The organism is Stenotrophomonas sp. SORGH_AS_0282, assembly GCF_030818125.1.
In the GTDB taxonomy this organism is placed as follows: Bacteria; Pseudomonadota; Gammaproteobacteria; order Xanthomonadales; family Xanthomonadaceae; genus Stenotrophomonas; species Stenotrophomonas rhizophila_A.
Genome location: NZ_JAUTAB010000001.1, coordinates 3,557,318 through 3,577,456, shown reverse-complemented (window position 1 = coordinate 3,577,456; position 20,139 = coordinate 3,557,318). Strand labels below are relative to the sequence as shown.

Sequence of the window (20,139 nt, the reverse complement as noted above, 5' to 3'; positions counted from 1 at the left end):
GGTGATGCTCCCTAGGCGCGTAGCGCGTCTTTAGCGGCGCTCAATGCCTGGTCAGCCCGAAGGAAAACAGCGGTAGTGGCTTCGCCAGTGCTGGTGGACGCGGCGCCCAGCAGCAGCGGGCTGCCAAGGCTCTGGCTTGTTTCACGAGCCACCTGCTGCAGTTTCTCCACGGTGTCGTCCACGTGGTCGCTGCCGAGCACGGCGATGAACTCACCGCTGCCGGTCACGCGGTTGATGCTGTCCCCACGGTCTGGCTGCAGGCAGTGTTCCAGCGCCTGGTCCAACTGCTGCAACTGGCGGTCCAGGGTGCGCTCGCCGAGGCGCTGGGCCAGCTCGGACAGGTCCTGCATCTCCAGGATCACCACGGTATAGGCGCCGGCAGCGTCCGGGGCAACGGCGGTTTCTTCGGCCACGCCCTGGTCCAGGATGGCGGCCACCTGCTGCTCGCGTTCGCGGCCGCGGCTTTCCATCAGGTTCATGGTAAGGCGGGCCAATGCCTGCAGGGCTTCGCGCTGGGTCGGGTTGAGCTCGCGTGGGTTGACGTCCACCACGCACACGCTGCCCACGGCGGCGCCATCTTCGGTGACCAGCGGCATGCCTGCGTAGAAGCGGGCGCCCAGGTCCTTCAGCACGGGGTTGTCGGCGAAGCGCGCGTCCTGGTTGAGGTCGCCAACTTCCATCAGCTGGGTCGGCTGGCGGATGGCGTGGTCGCACACGGCCACGTTGCGTTCGGTCTGCACGCCTTCCAGGCCGGTGCGGGCCTTGAACCACTGACGGTCACGGTCGATCAGGGTGACCAGTGCCATCGGGGTACCGCAGACGGCGGCAGCGACTTTGACGATATCGTCGTAGGCCGGTTCGGGCAGGCTGCCCACGATGTGCAGCGCATCGAGGGCGCGCTGGCGTTCGGCTTCATCGAAGGCGACAGGAGTGCTCGGGGTCATGCAGGTACCTGGGACGTGGAACGAAACGGTAGCGTAGGTCAGCAGACCCGCGCCGGGGTTAAGCGCGGGTAGAGGCGTGGCCGCCGGTTCACCTGCGCGTCGGCCGGGATCAGCGCTTGACCGCCAGCACCCCGTCGAGCGCCAGTTCGGCCTTGAAGCCTGCCTTTTCGAGGCGTTTGGCGACCTCACGCGGCACATCGCGGCCGCTGGTGAGCTTGTTGGGCGCGCCGGTGTAATGGAACATGCGCCCGCCCTTGCGGATCACGCGGGCCAGCTGGTCGTAGAACACCTGCGAATAGAGCTCGCCGGCGATCCCGAAGCGCGGCGGGTCATGCAGGATGGCGTCAACCGAGCTGCTTTCCAGCCCCTCGATCGCCTGCGATACATCGCCCTGGGTCAGCGAGAGCCGGCCACCGCTGCTGGGCGCATCCGGGTCGGGCGACCACGGGTTGAGCGTGCGCAGCCACAGTACATCGGGGTTCTTCTCGAACGACTGGATGCGGGTAACCCCAGCTTCAAGGCAGCAGGCAGCGAAGTAGCCCAGCCCGCCGCAGGTATCGAGCACGGTCTTGCCTGCCGGGGCCACCAGCGCCACCTTGCGGCGCGCATCCTCGTAAGGCGAAACCTGCGCGCTGGGCAGCATCTTGATGCCGTCGATCTCGAAGGTGGGCGCGTCCCACTCGGTGGGCACCAGCTTGATCAGCGCCGAGCCGAACCGGGATACCGCCAGGAATTCCTCGCCATCCCAGTAGTACAGGGTGCGGTCCTTGGTCTTGCCCGGATAGGCGTAGGTTTCACCCTTCCACTGCCAGCTCTCGGCGCCCAGCGTGGCGGTACCGCTGGAGCGTGCCAGATCGAGGGAGCCGGTCCACTCGGTCGCACCGGCATCGCGGGCGCGGACCAGGGCTTCGGCGAGGGGGCGGGTGAGCAGGGGGCCGGTGTAGTGCGTCACGGGATCAGGGCGGACCGTGCTGCAGCGCAGCCGGCCGACGGGCAGGAAGGGGTGGGCATCGTAACCGAGATGGCCGCCGGGCTGGTTCACGCAGGCGGCGCCGGTGGGTGTTCGGTGGTGCGGCCGCAGCTCCAGCCGCCGTACGTGCCGGAGCCGCTGGAGGTCGAGTCTTCGGGGTACATCTGCTGGAACCAGCAGTAAGTGGCGTGGTACATCCGCGTGGCACGGGACTGGCGCGCGTACCGGTAGGTGAAGGAGCCGTCCTCGTTGGGAATGAGGACCTGCTCTACCGGGGCCTTGCCGCCGTTGAAGTCATCCCACAGGGCGGTACGGATGATGACGTGGGTACCGTCGTCAGAGAATCCGGGGCGGTCGTGGTAGCCGGGCGGGAACGGCTCGGAACGGGTGCTGGCAAGCAGGAACAGAAGCACGGAGAACATGGGAGGGGCTGCGCGGTGGGCCGAGGTGAGGGCACTGTGTCGCGGTCGATCGGACCCTCGCCGTGCACTGCGTCGCAGAGCCGGAACTGGAGCGATTGAGAGGTTCAATACTGTGCGGCGCGTCGCCTGCGGACGGGTCTAGAATGACAGCATGCCTATCTTCCACCGCGCCGTTCTGCGCTTCCTTGGGTGCACGCCTGCCGTGCTGCTGGTGGCGTGCACGGTACCGGGCAGCGGGCCGCCGCCCGCTGCAATAGACAACGTGCGCTCGGTGGAGATCCAGTACCAGTACAGCGGCTGGAGCCGTGCGGACGAAGTACACCGGCTGCAGCGCAGCGGTGGCCAACGTGCGTTTACCCGTACTTCGAAAGTGGAAACGGCAGAGGGAGTGGAAACCACGCAGGCCACGGTGCCGGCGCAACGGGTGGGCGAGCTGGTGTGGGCGCTGTCGGCACCACCCTGGCCGCGCGAACGGGGAATGCAGGTGATGGCGCGTCGGGTGCGCCCGCTCGGGATGCTGGAAAGCTCTGCGCCCGGCGCGAGCCGCAACGTACCGGCGTGTACCGCCGAAAACATCCGCAATCGGATGTTCGACCTCATGAAGGGGAGCGCGTTGCGAGCGCAGCTGGACACGTACTACACGCAGATGGAATGGACCGACGACTACCCCATGATGCGCGTGGTCATCCGTTTCCGCGACGCGCCCGATCAGGTCATTTCGTCGCGATCGCAGAAGCTGCAGATGCTGCCGTGGACCTTGGGTGACCTGCCGGAAGTGGATGTCCCCTCCACGCCGCGCAGTTGGTCGGTGCCGGTCAGCGATGCCCTGCGGCGTCTGCTGCCGCCTGCTTCGCTGGCGGCGAAGCGCTTGGGCGAAGAGAACGCCCTGATGCTGGGCGAGCAGATCAAGTACGCAGCTCAACAGGCATGTGAAAGCGAACTGGGACCGCCACGCGCCGCATCCTGACCGCGGGCCGGGCGGCGCACTGACGCCTGCGCGCGGGCTGCCCCGATCGTTCGCGCTCGCGCAGATTTGCACACTGCGCCCATGGCTACTGAAAACCCCTCCTGGCAACCCGGCAGCGCGTACTTCTTCAGCGCGCATCTTCGTGATCGCTACAGCCGCCTGCTGGTGGAGCACGCGCAGTTACTGCGACTGGCATTCCGGATAGCGCAGCAGGCGCGGCCGTTCCGGATCAATGCAATCGTGGTGCTGCCCGATCATCTGCACGGCGTGTGGACGCTGCCGGATGGGGACGAAGAGGGCCACCGGCGATGGCTGCAGATCCAGGCCGTGTTCGACCGCCAGCTGCCGGGTCATCCACCGCGTGCGATGGTGCGCCGTGACCGCACAGTGCGGCCGCTATGGCACACCGACTTCCGTGAGCGACGTTTGGTCGACGCCGATGACGTGCAGCGCCACATCGCCTACGTGCACAGCTATCCCGTGCAGCACGGGTTCGTGCGGGAGGCCTGCGAGTGGCCCTACAGTTCCATCCACCGCCGTTGTGCCAGGGAGGGCGGGCCATGCTGAAGTACGGGCGGACCGTGCCGCGTGGCGTGCGCTGGATGGTGGGCGGGCGACTCGGATGGCTGGCGCGTCCCGTGCGCAGGGACTCGCGCCGCCGTATGCCGCTACCGGGGGTGGCCGTGCAACGGAGGCGTGCGTGGCGTTGGGCGGGTCGGCCGTACAGGGGAGCGGGAGCACGGCGGCATACGCGCCGCTACGTGCGTAAGTCACCCCGGGGTTTGGTGCGGTGGGGATCCGCACCGACGAGGAAACCCCGGCGGCAATTGCATATCCGTGGTTCGCCGCAGGGCGGCGCCTTGGGTGAGGCGCTCAAGGGCAGGTCACCTGGAACACCGGGCCGGCGCCGATCAGCACCAGCGCCATGTAGTCGCTGTCCTTGTCCTTGCCCTTGAGGGTGGCGCCGGGATTGAAGTGAAAGATGCCGAAGCCGCCCGTCGGACGCACCAGCGCCTTGTCGATCTGGTCGGCATCATCGTTGAAGAAGCGGGCGATATCGGCGCGCGAGGAGAGCTGCAGCGGCGTGGCGTCACGCTGCCATTGCTCGTCGCGGTTGAAGGAAACGAAGTATTGCCCCTGCTGCTGTTCGATGCGGAACTCCGCCGGCTTGCGGGGGTGGGTGGCAAAGCAGCCCAGCAGCGGGTCGGAAGAGAACATCCCGGCGGCATTGTCGCGGTCGCCGCAGGCTGAGAGCAGCAGCAGGCCGGGCAGCAGAAGCATGAACGGTAATGTGCGCATGGCGGATCCCCCCCAGGGACAGGTTTGCGGGCATCGTGAACTTTTACCTGCGCAGGCGGTGTGTACGCGTTGCGTTGGGTGTACGGTTGGAGAGACCTACGGAGCACGTACATGCCGCAACCGACTTCCCAGCCGCTGCACACCCGTGTCGATTCCCGCACCGCCGGCCAGTGCTGGCCGCTGCTTGGCACCGCCAGTTGGCTGGTGGCTCCAGTGATCCTGGCGGCCGCCTATGCAGTGGCGCAGGCATCGCCTGAAATGGGGCGCCTACTGGTCGGAAGTGCCGGAGTGGCGGTGGGCGTACTGGCGTCCTCGGTACTGGGCCTGCTGCTGACCATCGGCTCGCGCGTACGCCGCGAGCGCTGGCCATGGGTGGGCATTGTGGGCGCCATCATCAGCGCCTTGCCGCTGCTCCTGTTCCTCGCAGGAATGCTGCTCCGCCGGTAACGCCAAGCATGCGGCGTAGAGCCATGCAGGTTCAATGACGGTGGCGGCGCCAGGCGTTCCAGATGTGGGTGCTGGCGAGGAGCAGGCTGCCGGTTACCGTCATCGGCGTCTCCGCTTCGTGGCTCGGCCACCCGGCTGCGCCCGCCAGAAGCAAAAGCAGGCCGGCGGTTGCACTGACGATCGCCGCGGCCGGCAGCGGTTGCTTGCGGTGGGCGCGCCATAGGGCGAATCCGGTGGTCGGAGCGGCGATGGCCACGAACACGATGTGCACCCACTCTGCTTCGGCCCACACCCCCATCAGCGGCAGGGCGGCGGCGAGCAGCGGCAGGGCCAGGCAGTGCAGCAGGCACAGGCTGGAAAGGGCGATGGCGCCGGCGTCGAGCAGGGCGTTGGTGGTCTTCATGGCGGAAAGGTCTGGAACGGTTGATGTTATATAGTAACATTGCAATCCAACTTCAAGCTTTCGCCACCATGACTGCCTCTGCCCTCCCTTTCGACTCCCGCCTGCGGGTCACTTGGGCGCGTGCTGATGTTCGCGACTACAGCAGCTTCAACTGCCACCCCTCCTCGCCGGCATCCAGATGATGGGTCAGCTGCACGGCATCCAGCAGGGCCTGGTCGTGCGAGACGATCACCACGCTGCCGCGGTACTGGTTGAGCATCTGCTCCAGCGCGGCCAGCGAGGCCAGGTCCAGGTGGTTGCCCGGCTCGTCGAGCAGCAGTAGCTGGGGCGGGACGTCCGCATACAGCACGGCGGCCAGCGCGGCCTTGACCCGTTCGCCACCGCTCAGGCTGGCCAGCGGGCGCAGGCTGCGCTCGGCATCCAGGCCGAGCAGGGCCAGCTGGGTGCGCAGGGTGCCCTCGCTGGCCTTCGGGTTCGCGCGCTGCAACAGCTGCAGCGCGGAATCCTGCGCGGGGAGCGCGGACAACGTCTGGTCAAGCAGGGCGATGCCAGCCGCGCGCTTGACCTCGCCACTGAGCGGCGCCAGCTCACCGGCCAGCACCCGCAGCAGGGTGGACTTGCCACTGCCGTTGCGGCCACGCACGCCGATGCGGTCGCCGCGCTGGAGGTGCAGGGTGACGTGCTGCCAAGGCGCCTCCACCCATGGCAGGTGCACGTTGGTGAGCGTGGCGACCTGCTGCGGACCGGGCGCGGCCAGGTTGGGCCCGAGCATCGCAATCCGGGCCGCCTCATCCACACCCGCTGCCGCCTCCCGTACCCGGCTGTCGGCCGCTGCGCGCCGTTCAAGCTGCTGCGCCTGCAGCCGGCCGGCGCTGTTCTCGGCGCGGTTCTTCATGCCGCCCAGCAGGATCGGTGCCTGGTTGGCGGTGCGGGCATCGCGCTGGGCGCGTGATTGGCGGTGTTCCTGCCGCTCGCGCTGTTCGCGTAGTGCGGCCTGCTCCTGCCGGCGCTCGCGCTTGCGCAGGGCAAGCTCGGCTTCGGCGCTGGCCAGTTCGGCCTGCTTCTGCGCGGCATACAGGTCGTAGTTGCCGCCGTAGCTGCGCAACCCGCTGGGCGTGAGTTCGACAATGCGGTGCATCTCCCGCAGCAATGCGCGGTCGTGGCTGATGACGATCAGGCCGCCACGCCACTGCGCCAGCGCCTCGATCAGCCGGGTGCGATGTGCGCTGTCGAGGTGGTTGCTGGGCTCGTCCAGCACCAGTGCATCCGCGTCTGAGAGCAGGGCACCGGCCAACGCCACCTGCATGGCCTGGCCGCCGCTGAGCGTGGCGGCCGGTTGCGCGGGATCCAGTTCGGGCAGGCCAAGCCGCTGCCATTGCGCCTGCAACTGCTCGCGCAGGGTCCAGCGTTCGCCCACCACGGCGAAGTCGTGCGGGTCCACGCTGCCGGCTTCGATCCGGTCCAATGCATCCAACTGCGGGGCGACGCCGGTAAGGTCGGCAATGCGGCCGGGCAGCACGCCACTGTGCTGGGCAAGCAGGTGCACGTGGCCTTGCCGTTGGATGTGCCCGCTGCTGGGCTGGAGCTGCCCGGCCAGCAGGCGTCCGAGCACGCTCTTGCCCACGCCGTTGCGGCCGACCAGGCCGGTGGGGGTGGTATCAAACGAGGCAGAAAGTTCAGGGAACAGCACCCGGCCATCGGGCAGGGTGAATGTCACGCGGTCGAGCGTGAGGGTGAATGCGGTCATGCGACCTCCAGCAATGCCAAGGACTCCCCCTGCGAACAGGGCGGGAAGGAGCTGGCCGTCCAACGACGGCGGCATTACTGGCGCATGCAGGCACACCTCATGACGGGGGCGGCTGGATGCCGCGTGCCCATTATAGGGCTGCATTCCAACCGGCCGATGAACCCGCTATTCGGTGATCGAGTTGGGGTTCTGCATGTCTTCCGGCGCCTTCCCATACTGCATGCGCCGCTGCTCATGGAAGGCCACGAACTCCGGGGCTGGCAGCGGCCGCGAGAACAGCCAGCCCTGGCCGAACTCCACTTGCCGCGACTGCAGGTAGGCGAGCTGGGCCGAGGTTTCGATGCCCTCGGCCACGGTGAACAGGCCCAGCGTCTTGGCCATGTCGATGATGTGCGAGGTCACCGGGCTGGTCACGCTGTGGGTGCCGATGGAATCAATGAACGACTTGTCGATCTTCAACGCATCCAGCGGCAGCTGCTGCAGGTACTGCAGGCTGGAGTAGCCGACGCCGAAATCATCGATGGCCACGCAGTGCCCGGCACGCCGCGCGGCAGCCAGCGAGGTGCGCGCGCCCTGGATATCGAGGAAACCCCGTTCGGTGGCTTCCAGCCAGATCTGCTGCGGGTGGATGCCGCTGCCGACCAGCTTCCCGGACAGCACCTTCAATGCCCGCCCGCTGCTGACATCGCCGGCGGACAGATTGATGGCGATATGCGCGCTGCGATCATGGATGAGCAGCTCACGCATGTCGCTGATCACCAGGTCCATCACGTGGTCGGTGAGCGCTTCGATCAGGCCGGTTTCTTCGGCGACAGGAATGAACAGATCCGGCCGCACCTGGGTGCCGTCGGCGCGCGACCAGCGCACCAGCGCTTCGGCGCCCACGCAGATGCCGGTGTCCAGTTCGATGATGGGCTGGTAGTCCATGCGGAACTCACGGCGGCGCACCGCGCTGGCCAGTTCGTTGCGCAGCGACAGGCGGCGGCGCGAGAGCCAGATGCCGGCGACGGTGGCCAGCACCGCGCCCACCACGCCCAGCGGCACCAGCTGCCAGAGCTGCTGCTGGAAGGCGGCCACCAGCCCAACCCGTGGGGCGATGGCGATGGCCAGCCATTCCTGGTCCTGCGCGCTGGCAAACAGCGTGCGCGGGGTATGCCCGTTGTGCGGTTCGCGCAGCAGCCGCTGCAGCAGTTCCGGGTCGGCCATGGGCTGCTGGGCGATCAGGCGGCCATCGGGAGTGGCCACCGCCAGCCGCACGTTGGGTTCGGCGATGACATCCACGAACCGGGAGGGGTCCATCAGGATGTCGTGGCGGCCCAGCTGCAGGGAGAGCAGCGAGGCGGCACCATCACCGGCCACCGGCCGCACGCCAAGGGTGATGGAGGCGCCGTCGGCGGTGATGTGGTCTGGGGTGGGTTCGGGCACAAGGTCCTCGACCATGCCCCAGGAGGTGCAGCGCAGCCGGCCTTCCTCGAAATAGCCCACCTGTTCGGCCGAGGTGGTGCCCAGCGCGAGGCTGCGCATCAGCTTGAGGTGCTCGGGCGAGCAGCCGGGCAACTGCGCCTGGTTGAGCTTGCGCAGGGCCAGCAGGCCGGCCTCGTAGGCGCGGTGGGCACGCTGCAGGGTGCGTTCGGCGGTGCGCTCGAGGCGGTCGGTCTCGGCGACCTGGGCGCGGCTCCAGCTGATGTAGACCAGCGCGGCCACAGGCAGGATGGCCCCCAGAAGGGCGGCAAGCGCGATGGCGGCGATGGTGCTGGCGCGCTTCAAGCGGACCTCTCTGCCCGGCGGGCGTGGATTGAGCCCTATATGACCATCTGGAACGCCCGTTTGGAACAGGGCTTCACGTAGATTCCTGTCGGTATTTCCCCAGTGTCGGCATCAGGTCGCAAGGGGGAGGTGAAGCCGTCACGCCGGCAGCCATGGCTGGTGGTTGCTTCACCCCGTCGGCCAACAGCGGCATTTTCTCCACCGGCCGCACAGGGCTTCACCTGCGGTTCGCACTGCCCGCCGGATGATCGCGCCACCCCTCGATCTGGCCGACCCCCGGCGGCCCCGGAGCCATGAAGCCCCTGCTGCCTGCCGTGCTGGCCCTGTTGCCGTTGCTGTTGCCCGGCACTGCGTCCGCGCGCACGGTGTATCGCTGCGTACAGAACAACACCGTCAGCCTGGCCACGGCGCCGGAGCCGGGTTCGAAGTGCAAGGCGCAGCAGATCGACGACAACGCGGTGCAGGCGCCCAACCTGTGGGGCAACATGGGGGTGTTCAGCGGCACCTTGTATGAGCGCGAACAGGACGGGCAGTTGGTGTACTCCACCCGCAACCTTCCCGGTTCGCGGGTATTCCTGAAATTCACTGTGGCCACCCCACCAGGCGAACCCGCGCACGAAGGGCTGGGCAAGGTCGGCGCGCCGCAGCTCAACCGCCATGCGAAACAGTTCAAGGCGGCGGCGCGTGCCACGGGCGTGGACGATGCCTGGCTGCGCGCGATCGCCCATGCCGAAAGCGGCTTCGATGCCGGCGCGGTGTCGCCCAAGGGCGCGCAGGGGGTGATGCAGCTGATGCCGGATACCGCTACCGAACTGGGCGTGTCTGATCCGCTTTCCGCCGAGCAGTCGATCAATGGCGGCGCGCGGTACCTGAAGGCGCTGCTGGCGCGCTACAAAGGCGACCGCACGCTGGCGGCGGCCGCCTACAACGCGGGCATCGGAGCGGTGACCCGCTACAAGGGCGTGCCGCCGTATGCGGAAACGCTGGCCTACGTGGAGAAAGTGGGCGCGCTGTACGCGCGCTACCGCGAGGCGATGGGCTTCAAACCGGAAACCCCGGCGCGCTGACCTGCGCTCAGAAGGTGAACAGCGGGTAGGACTCGATGCGGCCAACACGACGCACCGCAGCCTGCACATCGGCACGTTGCTTGAGCTGCTTCCAACGCGCCGTAAGCAGGACTTCCTCCGGCAGCGGTGGCGCATCGCGCGTGTCCTGCACCTCAAGCAGGGCATCGCTGCGGTCCATCGGGTCCTGCAGCTGGACGATCAGGCCGGCCGCGGCTTCGTCCATCCGATTCTCCAGCAACAGCGCCTCACGGTAGTGGCCGGGGGTTTCAACGCGGCTGGCGAACAGTTGCTCGCGTGCGCGCGACGCTGCGGCGGCATCGTCGAGCTGCAGGGCTGCCTGCAGTTCGATCACCGCCTTCGTGCTGCGGCCATACGTGCTCATGTTGTCCAGGCCCTGCATCGTTTCGCGTGCCATCGACGGACGGTGCAGGGCGGCATACAGGTTGGCCAGGTTGAGGCGCTGACTGACCGTATCGCCCGCGGGGTCGGCCATGCGGATCGCCAGCAGCTGCGCGCCTACCGCGTCGTCGGCCTTGCCCAGGCGCCGGTAGGCGCGGCTGCGGGTGTCGAGCATCCACGCAATGTGGCGCGCCATCTCCGGCGGCGCCGAACGCGCGGCCGCGGCAGCCTCGGCGATGGGTGCGGTCATGCCCACCACTTCCTGCAGCTCGCCGGCCACCATGAGCGCCGAGGTCAGTTCAACGGCGGTTTCATTCACGCCCGGTGACAGCATGGTGTCCACGCGAAGCCGGTCGATATGGCGACGTGCGGCCGCCACCGGGTCGTAACGGGGATCATCGCGGCGCAGGAAGCGGTCAAAGCGCTTGTCGGCGCGCAGACGCACCAGCGGGATCGGTGCATCGATGCGCTCCAGCGTGGCAGCGACCTTGTCGGTCTGGCCGGCCTCGACCTGGAGGATGGCCAGGATGGACCACAGTTCAACCGGTTCGATGCCGTCGATCTTCCACTCGCGGTCGAACAGGCCCTGCAGCACAGGCAGGCGTTTGGCCGGCAGGTGCTTCAGGTCCGTGTCCAGCTGCCACACCATCTCGGCGGACATGTCCGGCTGCCCTTCGCCATCGGCCAGCGCGAGAATGACGTTGTCGGCGGCGCTCTCCGGCGTGCCATCGACCATCTGCGTCCACGCCAGCCGCAGCCGCGCGTAGGCGTTGTGTGGATTGATCGCCAGTGCCTGCTGCAGGCGCTGCAGGGCGATGTCATCCTGCTTCTGTGCACCGGACACCATGGCCGCCGATGCCCATACGTCGCTGCGCTGGGCCACCTCCAGCTGCGCCATGCGCGGATCGACCAGCAGGCGATCCAGGGTGATGGCCGCGCCCAGGCTGTCACCCGCGTCGGACTGCTGCAGGGCGGCGCCTACTTCGGCCAGGAACGCGGCGTTGGCGGGCGATGCCTCAGTGGAAGCATCGAGGGTAGCGCCACTGGCAGCGGCGGCCGCGCCTGCGGCCGGCACCCCGCACAGCGAGAGCAGCAGGACGAGGGCAGTGCCGGTATGGCAGGTCATGCGGTGCTTCCTTCCTTGGTCTGAGCCACGATTGAAACCGGAACGCGGCATCCATACAAGTCGCTGCGGACGCACGCAGGGTTTGCAGGCACGCGGCGAGCGGCTAAGGTCGTGTCCCGAACGGGTAGCAGGCAAGGACAGCGATGACGCGCGCACGATGGGCAATGGTGGCGCTGGTAGGCGTGGCGGTGGCAGCGGCACTGACGTGGACCTTCCTGCGCGAACCGGCCGCGCCGGCCCCGCCGCCGGGACCGGTGGCCACGGTGCTGGGCTGGACCCCGCAGGTCAGCCTGCTGGCCGGTGACGGCGTGGGCGGCCTGCGTGATGGCGCGGCGGCGCAGGCCCAGTTTGCCGATCCCTATGGCCTCGCACTGGATGCGCACGGCGTGCTGTATGTGGCCGATGCGGGCGACAACAACCGCATCCGCCGGGTATTTCCCGATGGGCGGGTGGACACGCTGGCCGGGCAGGGCGAGGGCTGGCGCGATGGCCCGGCGCCGCAGGCGCAGTTCAATACACCCTCGGCGATCGCGCTGGACGCGGCCGGCAACGTGTTCGTCGCCGACACCGGCAACCATGTGATCCGCCGGATCGGCACCGATGGGGTGGTGAGCACGATTGCCGGTGATGGCACCGCCGGTTACGCCGATGGCCCGGCCGCACAGGCGCGCTTTGACGGGCCGATGGGCGTGGCGGTGGATGCCGGTGGCCGTGTGTTCGTGGCCGATACCTGGAACGACCGCATCCGCGTGATCGAGCCCGATGGCCAGGTGCGCACGCTGGCCGGCGGTGATGCGCCGGGCAACGTGGACGGGGCAGGGGTGGGGGCGCGACTGGATACGCCCGTGGCGTTGGCGCTGGATTCGCACGGCAACCTGCTGATCGCCGATCTGCTCAACGCCGCGATCCGCCGGCTGGCGCCGGACGGCACGCTGGATACGCTGCTGGCGCGCGGCAGCCTGCTCAACGGGCCGCTGGCGCTGGCGGTGACCCACGATGACGTGGTGTATGCGAGCGATTTCGACGGCAAGGTAGTGCAGCTGTCGGCACTGGGCCATGTGGTGGACCTCACCGGCGCATCGGCGCAGCCACGCTTCTCGCGTCCGGGCGGGCTGGCGCTGGATGCCGATGGCGGGCTGTATGTGTCCGATGCGGCGTCATACCGGGTGCATCGCCTGCGTGCGCTGGCGGCCGGCGCCACGCCGGCGCCGTCATTGATCGGTCCGGCCGCCGATGCCGCGCTGCCGGACACCGGTGGACGCTGGCCGCTGGCTCCGCAGCTCGGCTGGCATGAGGTGGTGGGCACGCTGGGTGAGGTGCGCGGCAACTTCAGTGGTGAGAGCCGCCATCACCTGCACGATGGCTTTGATATCCGTGGCGATGTCGGGCAGACGGTGCTGGCGATGGCCGATGCGAAGGTGAGCAGTCCCTTCCCGAGCTGGTCGGTGGGCGGGCAGGCCGAAGGGTTGTCGCTGGACCGGCTGCGCTACATCCACATGAAGGTGGGCCGCGATGCGCGCGACCGCGCGTTCGACGCGCGCTGGCCGCAGCTGCGTGACCTGGACGGCAAGCTGGAGCGGGTACGCGTTCGCCGCGGCACGCGCTTCAAGGCCGGTGAGCCGCTGGGCAGCATCAACCGCATGGCGCACGTGCACCTGAGCGTCGGCGCTGGTGGATTCCAGCGCAATGCGGTGGCGCTGGGCTTCGTGGGCTACGCCGACAGCTTTGCGCCGCGCATTACGGACGTCGCGGTGCTGGATGACCTGGACCAGCCGATCAAGGCCGGGGCGAACGGGCGCGTGCCGATTCCGCGCGTTGGGCCGGGCGTGCAGATCGTGGTGGAGGCGTGGGACCAGGTGGACAACAACCTGCCGCGGCGTCGGTTGGGGGCGTATCAGGTGGGGTACCAGATCCTGGATGCGGCTGGCACGCCGCTGGCGGGGTACGAGCAGCCGCGCTTCAACATCGTGTTCAACCGGATGCCGCGCGAGGACAGCGCCACGGTAGTGGCGTATGCGCCGGACAGCGGGATTACCGTGCACGGCAGTGCGGTGACGCGGTTCCGCTACCTGGTGACCAATACCGTGCGCGATGGCCTGGTGGAGACCGGGCGCTGGCAGCCGGAGGCATTGCCGGCGGGGGATTACATCATTCGTGGGAGCGCGCGGGATTACAGCGGGAACGAGGCGATCGGAGAGCGCGAGTTGAAGGTCACGGTGTTGCCGTGATTTCCAGGCAACCTCAGGCGCCGACCCGGCGGCGTTCTGCTTCGAAGTCGGCTACCGGGCGGACTTCGATGCTGCCGTAGCGCGACCACGGGAACCCTTGGGCGATGCGCAGGGCTTCATCGTGGTCGCTGGCGTTGATGAGGTTGAAGCCGGCGAGGAGTTCGCGGGTTTCGGCGAATGGGCCGTCGGTGATGCGCGCCTGCGCCTGGCGCGTGCGCAGGGTGCGCGCCTGGGCGACCGGCTCCAGTTGCTGCGAGGCGACCAGCGTGCCTTCGGCCTTCAGCTTGTCAGCATGCTGGATGCAGCCGCGCATCATGGCGTCGTATTCCTCGGCGGGCACGTCCTGGATCAGGGCTTCGTCGATATAGATCAGCAGCAGGAATTGCATGGCCGGCGCACCGCTGGGCAGGGGATGCCCATGATGCCCCAGCCTGCGCTGCGCTCCTGCTGCAGTGCAGCGCTGCCGGCCTGTTCAGGGCCGTGACCGTCAACCGCTGCCGGCATCGGAATATTTTTTGGCAGGCATGTCGATTTCCGTTCCACTGGGGCGTCGTATCTCATGAAGGGCCCGCCAACCGGGCCGACAACGAGGACAAGCCGATGAAAGTCATGGTGATCGTGAAGGCGACCGAGGCCACCGAGGCCGGGGTGCTGCCCACCGAGGCGCAGTTCCGGGACATGGGCGCCTTCAACGAGGAGCTGGTCAAGGCCGGGATCATGCTGGCCGGCGATGGCCTGCGCCCCAGCAGCCACGGCCGCCGGGTCGCTTACACAGGGGTGGCACCGCAGGTGATCGACGGGCCGTTCGCCGAAACGCGCGAGCTGGTGGCCGGGTTCTGGCTGTGGCAGGTGCGTTCGGTCGACGAAGCCACCGAATGGCTCAAGCGTGCCCCGTTCCTGCCGGGCGACGTGGTGGAGATCCGCCCGTTCTATACCGAAGAAGATTTTGGCGAGGTATTCACCCCGGAATTACGTGCGCAGGAACAGCGTCTGCGCGAGCAGATCGGCCAGGCCGACTGACCCACCCCCCCCCCGTGCTTTTCAGGAGATTCCCATGAAACTGATTCCGTTCCTTGGCTTCAACGGCCAGACCCACGACGCGATGGCGTTCTACGCCCAGGTGCTGGGCGGCAAGGTCACCTCGGAAATGAAGTACAGCGACATGCCGCCCAGCGACAACATGGACGGCTGTGGCGACAACCCTGGCCCGGCCGATCCGAACCTGATCGCGCACAGCCAGCTGGAAGTGGGCAGCGCGATCCTGATGGCGGCCGATGGCCCGCCTTCTTCGGGCCAAGGCACCACCACGATCAACATCGAGGTGGAAACCGAGGAGGAAGCCGAGCGCGTGTTCAAGGCGCTGTCCGAGGGCGGCAAGGTCACGTTCCCGATCGGCGAAACGTTCTGGGCCAAGCGCTGGGGCATGCTGGAAGACCGCTACGGCAAGCCGTGGATGGTCAACTGCATGAAACCCTACTGAGAACGGGAAACCCACCATGTCCGACACGCCACAGATGATCTTCGTGAACCTGCCCGTCCGCGACCTGGACAGGAGCAAGGCGTTCTTCACCGCGCTGGGATTCACGCCCAACCTGACCTACACCGATGACAAGGCGGCTTCGTTCAACATCAGCGACACCATCATGCTGATGCTGCTGCTGGAGCCGTTCTTCGCCACCTTCATCAACCGGCCCATCGCCGATGCGCGCAAGCAGGCGCAGGTGATTCTTGCGTTGTCTTCGCCCAGCCGCGCGGCGGTGGATGAAACCCTGGAAAAAGTGCTGAAGGCCGGCGGAAGTGAACCGACCCCGGCACGCGATTACGGCTTCATGTACCAACGCAGCTTCGAGGACCTGGATGGCCACCTGTGGGAAGTGGCGCACATGGATGGCGAACCCGGCTGATGCCATGTGCCGCGCCGCACCTTGTGCGGCGCGGTAACGGATGCTCTCATTCGACGCATGGAAGCTGCGCTGACACAACGACTGGATACCCTCTGGCGCATGGAGTCGCCGGCGCTGATCGCACGTCTGGCGCGGATGCTGGGCGGCGATATCGGGCGTGCCGAAGAACTGGCCCAGGACACCTGGCTGGCCGCGCTGGAGCGCTGGCCCAGCCAGGGCGTTCCGGATAATCCGGGAGCGTGGCTGATGACCACTGCACGCAATCGCGCCATCGACGTGCTGCGCCAGCACCAGCGCGTGGCCGGCCAGCATGCGCAATGGGGCACTGAACTCGAACCACAGCCCTTGCCGCTGCCCGACGACAGCGACGCCCTGCAGGACGACATCGGCGATGACCTGCTGCGGCTGATGTTCGTGGCTTGCCACCCCGTGCTGTCGGCCGATGCACGGGTGGCGCTGACCCTGCGCCTGCTGGGCGGGCTGACCACCGATGAGATCGCGCGCGCGTTCCTGCAGCCGGAGCCGACCATTGCCCAGCGCATCGTGCGGGCCAAGCGCACGCTGGCCGACAAGCAGGTGCCGTTCGAAGTGCCGCGCCAGGCGGCATTGCCGGAACGGCTGGGCTCGGTGCTGGCGGTGGTGTACCTGATCTTCAACGAAGGCTATGCGGCCAGCAGCGGCGATGACTGGATGCGCCCGGCGCTGTGCGAGGAGGCGCTGCGGCTGGGGCGGGTGCTGCAGCAGCGCCTGCCGACCTGGCCGCAGGTGCACGGCCTGCTGGCGCTGATGGAACTGCAGGCCTCACGCGCGGCCGCGCGCGTGGATGTGCACGGCAACCCGATCCTGCTGCCCGACCAGGACCGCAGCCGCTGGGACCACCTGCAGGTGGCGCGCGGGCAGGCGGCGCTGCAGCAGGCCGTGGCGCTGGGTGGGGCCGATGATGGCTACGTGCTGCAGGCGGCCATCGCCGACTGCCACGCGCGCGCGCGCCACGCCGATGCGACCGACTGGGCGCGCATGGCCGCGCTGTATGCGCGGTTGGCGGAAGTGCAGCCGTCACCGGTGGTGGAACTCAACCGCGCGGTGGCGGTTTCGCGCGCGGAAGGGGCGGCCGCCGCATGGCCGTTGGTGGAGCAGCTGGCCGACGATCCACGGTTGCGCGACTACGCGCCGATGGCGGCGGTGCAGGGTGACCTTTTGTCGCAGATGGGCCGGCACGCAGAGGCGGCCGATGCCTTTGCGCGGGCGGCGCGGCTTACTCCCAACGCGCGCGAACGCGCACTGCTGCAGGCGCGGGCGGCGCAGCTGCAGCGGGACTGAAAAAATTTTCTTCTTGCCCGAAACCTGAACAGGCACTATGGTGGCGCCTCACAAAAGTGACCGGGCGCCTTGCCGGGTCCGTTCGAGAAGGATTGCGGGACGATGGTTTCAGGGAAGAAGCGTACGCGCGCGCGTAGCGCGTGGCTGTTGTTGTGCGGGTTCGTACTGGTTGGCACCACCTTCGCCAGCGCCGCGCAGGCCGCCGACAAATCGCAGCAGGCCTATTGGGCCGGTTTTGCCTACACCGCCGACCAGAACGCCGTTGAAGCCAGCACCCCGCGTGCGGCCGCCGTGCTCAAGGCGCGTGGCCTGGCCCCGCTCAACCAGGCCCTGTGGGCCCGGCTGCAGGCGCAGCGCCCGGCCAGCCTGGAACTGATCGACCAACCGCTGGCGATGCTTGATGGCACCACCAGTGCCACGGTGCTGGCCACCGCGCTGGACCGCGAGCTGGTGTCCATCGAACCGATCGGTGGCCAGTACAAGGTGCTGGTGGAAGTGGCGCTGCAGGCGCTGTTCTTCGATTTCCGCGAACGCCAGGTGGTGGCGTCCTACCCGATCACGCTGCAGCGCATCGACGTGATGGAGTTCCTGCCGGACGAGGACGACATCGACGCGATCGTGGCTGACCTGCTGTACGGCAAGGCCGCCACCGGCCTGCCGCAGGTGCTGGCCGATACGCTGGCCAAGGCAAAGCTGCCGGCCGCGTCGACGCGCCGCCTGCAGGTGGGCGAGGTAACCCTTTCCGATGCGGTGCGCGCCAAGCTGCCCGATGCGGTGGATGAGCAGGTGCTGCGCGCCACGCTGGCCCATGAACTGTCCAAGACGCTGTCGTCCAACACCGGCATCGGGCTGCTGCCGCCGGCCACCGGCCAGGCGATCGGCGGTGCGATGGCCGCGCGCTTTGCCGACGGCAAGGTGTACCAGCTGAAGATCCCCGAGCCGGATTACGTGGTGAAGCTGCGCCTGGATGCGCTGAAGAACGGCGTGATCAATGAAACCCCGGCGATGAAGACGATGCTGTTCGGCGCGTTCTTCCAGGCCACGGTGGTGGAGCCGTTCTCGGGCAAGGTGTTCTTCGACCAGCCGCTGCGCAAGGGCGCCACCAAGGTGGTGCCGTCGACCCAGTGGCACGTTGACCAGTGGTCGGCCAGCTACGAAACCACGCTGGCCGGCCTGGACGCCTTCGCCGGCGCCGCCGCCAAGCGCGCGGATTCGAAAGCGTGGCTGGACGAACAGAAGCCCGGCGGCAAGCCGCTGCAGCAACAGACCCAAGCCCTCCAGGAGTTGATCACCTCATGCCGTTGATTCGTGCCGTACTGCTGATTCTCATTGCACTGATGGTTGCCGCGCCGGTGGCGGCGCAGACCGCCAGCTCCCGTGGTACCGGTTCGGCCAGCTATGGCCTGCGCCTGAGTGCCGATACCCGCGCCCAGGCCCTGAACAAGGCCAAGGTCAATGCACTGGAGGCGTACATCGCCGAATCCGGCGCGGCCAAGCTGCGCCTGTTCGAAGACCGCCGCGCCGAGTTCATCGGTGAAATCGACCGCTACGTGCTGTCGGCGGTACCGCTGTCGGACACCGAAGACAAGAAGGCCAAGACCTACACCGTCAGCGTCCGCGCTGAGATCAATACCACCCTGCTGCAGACCAAGCTGGATGCCGGCTCGGCCACCGCCGGTGCACGCAGCAACGAGCGGTCGATGCTGACCTTCCTGTTCATGGCGCGCTCGCAGGACACCGTGCAGTCGTTCCAGGACAAGGAATACCGCCGGGTCGACGCCAGCCAGAGCTACGACGAGAAGACCCGCGAAGGCGACAGCTTCCGTGGCAACTCGGTGAGCACCAACGGCAGCATCAACCAGAACGCGTCGGTGTCGATCACCGCCGGTGGCAGCACCACCGCGCGCAGCGACAACATCGCCTGGAAGGTGGCCAACGCCAACGAGATCAACACCGCGATGACCGGCGCGTTCAGCGCAGCCGGCTATGAAGTGGTGGAAGCGGAATACGTGGAAGGCGAATCGCGTGGCCTGCTGAGCATCGAGCGCATCCGCAAGGACTTCAGCACCGGCAACGACCTGTCGGCCGCTACCCTGCGCGATACCGCCAATGGCATCAAGGCGGCGAACATCCCGTACCTGGCGGTCGGCACGCTGGACGTGGGCATGCGTGACCGCGATCCGGTCAGCGGCAACACCCGCGTGTTCGTCACCGTCACCGGCAAGGTGCTGGACGTGAGCGGCCGCTTCCCGAAGACCGTGTCGTCGGTGGGTCCGGTGCAGTTCTCCGGCACCGGTCCGAACGAGACCGTGGCCCGCACCAATGCGCTGCAGATCGCCGCCGAGAAGGGTGCGCAGCAGATGATCAACGAATTGAACGTCAAGGCCGTGCGTTAAGGCGTATCGACCAAGGTCGGTACCCACCGGTTCGCGCCAACATTTTCCAACAAGGAATTACCCAATGATCCGCAAGACCCTCATCGCCCTGGCCATCGCCACCACCTTCGCCGCCCCGGCGCACGCGCAGTTCGGCAAGCTGAAGGACCTGGCTGGCGGCGGCAACAGCGCCGCGGCCGCTTCGGCCGGCGCTCCGGACGAAGCCGCGCAGGAAGCGCTGGTGCGTCGTTTCGTGTCCTCGCAGTCGCACTCGATCGACGCGCAGACCTCCTTCGCCAAGGCCTTCGGCCTGGCCGAGCAGGTCAAGCTGCTGGAAGCCGAGCGCATGGCGCTGTCGTCCGGTTCGGTCAACGTGGACCAGATGAAGAAGTCGGTGTCGGTCAGCGAAGCAGCCCAGGCTGCGATCGATGAGCGCGTGGCCGCGCAGCCGGAGCTGAGCGCCGAATCCAAGCAGCACTACACCACCGGCCTGGTCGCCCTGGTCGCCTCCGCTGCCGAAGGCCAGAAGCTGAGCGGTGAAGCCAGCAACTTCGCCAACGGCATGAAGAGCCTGAGCGGCACCCAGCTGGTCACCGTGGGCCGCAAGCTGGCCGCCGGTGCGTGGGTGGCCAAGGAATCGCCGGGCTACCTGAAGGGCCTGTACTCCTCGTCGAAGGCCGCGCTGACCTTCGCCCGCGCCGCCAAGATCAAGGTGCCGGGCAACGCCGAGTCGATGCTCGACAGCCTGTAATCG

General features: G+C 67.8%; 21 protein-coding genes. 12 read left to right on the top strand and 9 right to left on the bottom strand.

Going from position 1 to position 20,139, the window contains the following annotated elements; all coding sequences use genetic code 11:
- Positions 1-11 precede the first annotated feature (11 nt).
- The 3 genes from QE395_RS16200 to QE395_RS16190 form a co-directional block, all read right to left on the bottom strand.
- Entirely contained in the window at positions 12-944 is a 933-nt protein-coding gene (locus QE395_RS16200) for a GAF domain-containing protein (RefSeq protein WP_306989929.1), read from the bottom strand.
- Positions 945-1,053: 109 nt separating this feature from the next.
- Positions 1,054-1,896 carry an MnmC family methyltransferase gene (locus tag QE395_RS16195; protein ID WP_306990549.1) on the bottom strand — a complete coding sequence of 281 codons (843 nt, stop codon included), beginning with the start codon at positions 1,894-1,896 and terminating at the stop codon, positions 1,054-1,056.
- 86 nt (positions 1,897-1,982) lie between these two features.
- Positions 1,983-2,336 (bottom strand): hypothetical protein, encoded by a 354-nt coding sequence (locus QE395_RS16190; RefSeq protein ID WP_306989928.1) that lies wholly within the window; start codon positions 2,334-2,336, stop codon positions 1,983-1,985.
- 202 nt (positions 2,337-2,538) lie between these two features.
- Between QE395_RS16190 and QE395_RS16185 the strand changes: the two genes are divergently transcribed.
- A complete protein-coding gene (locus tag QE395_RS16185; protein ID WP_306989927.1) occupies positions 2,539-3,303 on the top strand; it encodes a hypothetical protein in 765 nt (254 codons plus the stop codon).
- Positions 3,304-3,384: 81 nt separating this feature from the next.
- A complete protein-coding gene (locus tag QE395_RS16180; protein WP_217539100.1) occupies positions 3,385-3,870 on the top strand; it encodes a transposase in 486 nt (161 codons plus the stop codon).
- A 306-nt stretch (positions 3,871-4,176) separates the two neighbouring features.
- Here the strand turns inward: QE395_RS16180 and QE395_RS16175 are convergent, their stop codons facing one another.
- Positions 4,177-4,602, bottom strand: coding sequence for a hypothetical protein (locus QE395_RS16175; protein ID WP_093533034.1), 426 nt, complete (start codon positions 4,600-4,602; stop codon positions 4,177-4,179).
- Positions 4,603-4,713: 111 nt separating this feature from the next.
- Between QE395_RS16175 and QE395_RS16170 the strand changes: the two genes are divergently transcribed.
- A complete protein-coding gene (locus tag QE395_RS16170; protein ID WP_306989926.1) occupies positions 4,714-5,049 on the top strand; it encodes a hypothetical protein in 336 nt (111 codons plus the stop codon).
- A gap of 31 nt (positions 5,050-5,080) precedes the next feature.
- Here QE395_RS16170 and QE395_RS16165 read toward each other — a convergent pair whose 3' ends face one another.
- From QE395_RS16165 to QE395_RS16155, 3 genes are all read right to left on the bottom strand, one after another.
- On the bottom strand, positions 5,081-5,452 hold the full coding sequence (locus tag QE395_RS16165) for a MerC family mercury resistance protein (RefSeq protein WP_210132108.1): 372 nt from the start codon (positions 5,450-5,452) through the stop codon (positions 5,081-5,083).
- Positions 5,453-5,588: 136 nt separating this feature from the next.
- A complete protein-coding gene (locus QE395_RS16160) occupies positions 5,589-7,199 on the bottom strand; it encodes an ABC-F family ATP-binding cassette domain-containing protein (RefSeq protein WP_306989925.1) in 1,611 nt (536 codons plus the stop codon).
- A gap of 165 nt (positions 7,200-7,364) precedes the next feature.
- Positions 7,365-8,966 (bottom strand): EAL domain-containing protein, encoded by a 1,602-nt coding sequence (locus QE395_RS16155; RefSeq protein WP_306989924.1) that lies wholly within the window; start codon positions 8,964-8,966, stop codon positions 7,365-7,367.
- A gap of 293 nt (positions 8,967-9,259) precedes the next feature.
- Here QE395_RS16155 and QE395_RS16150 point away from each other — a divergent pair, with 293 nt between their 5' ends.
- Complete coding sequence (locus tag QE395_RS16150) at positions 9,260-10,033, top strand: lytic transglycosylase domain-containing protein (RefSeq protein ID WP_068848916.1); 774 nt, start codon at positions 9,260-9,262, stop codon at positions 10,031-10,033.
- 7 nt (positions 10,034-10,040) lie between these two features.
- On the opposite strand, the gene QE395_RS16145 is transcribed toward QE395_RS16150, so the two are convergent.
- Positions 10,041-11,558 (bottom strand): hypothetical protein, encoded by a 1,518-nt coding sequence (locus QE395_RS16145; protein ID WP_306989923.1) that lies wholly within the window; start codon positions 11,556-11,558, stop codon positions 10,041-10,043.
- Positions 11,559-11,701: 143 nt separating this feature from the next.
- On the opposite strand from QE395_RS16145, the gene QE395_RS16140 reads away from it, so the two are divergent.
- Positions 11,702-13,786, top strand: a complete 2,085-nt coding sequence (locus tag QE395_RS16140) for an NHL repeat-containing protein (RefSeq protein WP_306989922.1) — start codon at positions 11,702-11,704, stop codon at positions 13,784-13,786.
- 13 nt (positions 13,787-13,799) lie between these two features.
- Here QE395_RS16140 and QE395_RS16135 read toward each other — a convergent pair whose 3' ends face one another.
- The gene (locus tag QE395_RS16135; protein WP_068848924.1) at positions 13,800-14,174 is read right to left on the bottom strand and encodes a YciI family protein; all 375 of its coding nucleotides are present in this window, start codon (positions 14,172-14,174) and stop codon (positions 13,800-13,802) included.
- A gap of 212 nt (positions 14,175-14,386) precedes the next feature.
- On the opposite strand from QE395_RS16135, the gene QE395_RS16130 reads away from it, so the two are divergent.
- From QE395_RS16130 to QE395_RS16100, 7 genes are all read left to right on the top strand, one after another.
- Positions 14,387-14,806, top strand: a complete 420-nt coding sequence (locus QE395_RS16130) for a YciI family protein (protein WP_306989921.1) — start codon at positions 14,387-14,389, stop codon at positions 14,804-14,806.
- A gap of 34 nt (positions 14,807-14,840) precedes the next feature.
- A complete protein-coding gene (locus tag QE395_RS16125) occupies positions 14,841-15,266 on the top strand; it encodes a VOC family protein (RefSeq protein WP_306989920.1) in 426 nt (141 codons plus the stop codon).
- Positions 15,267-15,282: 16 nt separating this feature from the next.
- Positions 15,283-15,690: a VOC family protein gene (locus tag QE395_RS16120; RefSeq protein ID WP_306989919.1), complete on the top strand. Its 408-nt coding sequence runs from the start codon at positions 15,283-15,285 to the stop codon at positions 15,688-15,690.
- Between the two features lie 57 nt (positions 15,691-15,747).
- The gene (locus QE395_RS16115) at positions 15,748-17,010 is read left to right on the top strand and encodes a sigma-70 family RNA polymerase sigma factor (RefSeq protein WP_249833690.1); all 1,263 of its coding nucleotides are present in this window, start codon (positions 15,748-15,750) and stop codon (positions 17,008-17,010) included.
- A 102-nt stretch (positions 17,011-17,112) separates the two neighbouring features.
- Positions 17,113-18,315 (top strand): hypothetical protein, encoded by a 1,203-nt coding sequence (locus QE395_RS16110; RefSeq protein ID WP_306989918.1) that lies wholly within the window; start codon positions 17,113-17,115, stop codon positions 18,313-18,315.
- Positions 18,306-19,406 carry a hypothetical protein gene (locus tag QE395_RS16105; RefSeq protein WP_068848933.1) on the top strand — a complete coding sequence of 367 codons (1,101 nt, stop codon included), beginning with the start codon at positions 18,306-18,308 and terminating at the stop codon, positions 19,404-19,406. Before QE395_RS16110 ends, QE395_RS16105 begins: the two co-directional genes overlap by 10 nt.
- 64 nt (positions 19,407-19,470) lie before the next feature.
- Positions 19,471-20,136: a hypothetical protein gene (locus tag QE395_RS16100; protein ID WP_068848935.1), complete on the top strand. Its 666-nt coding sequence runs from the start codon at positions 19,471-19,473 to the stop codon at positions 20,134-20,136.
- Positions 20,137-20,139: the final 3 nt, after the last annotated feature.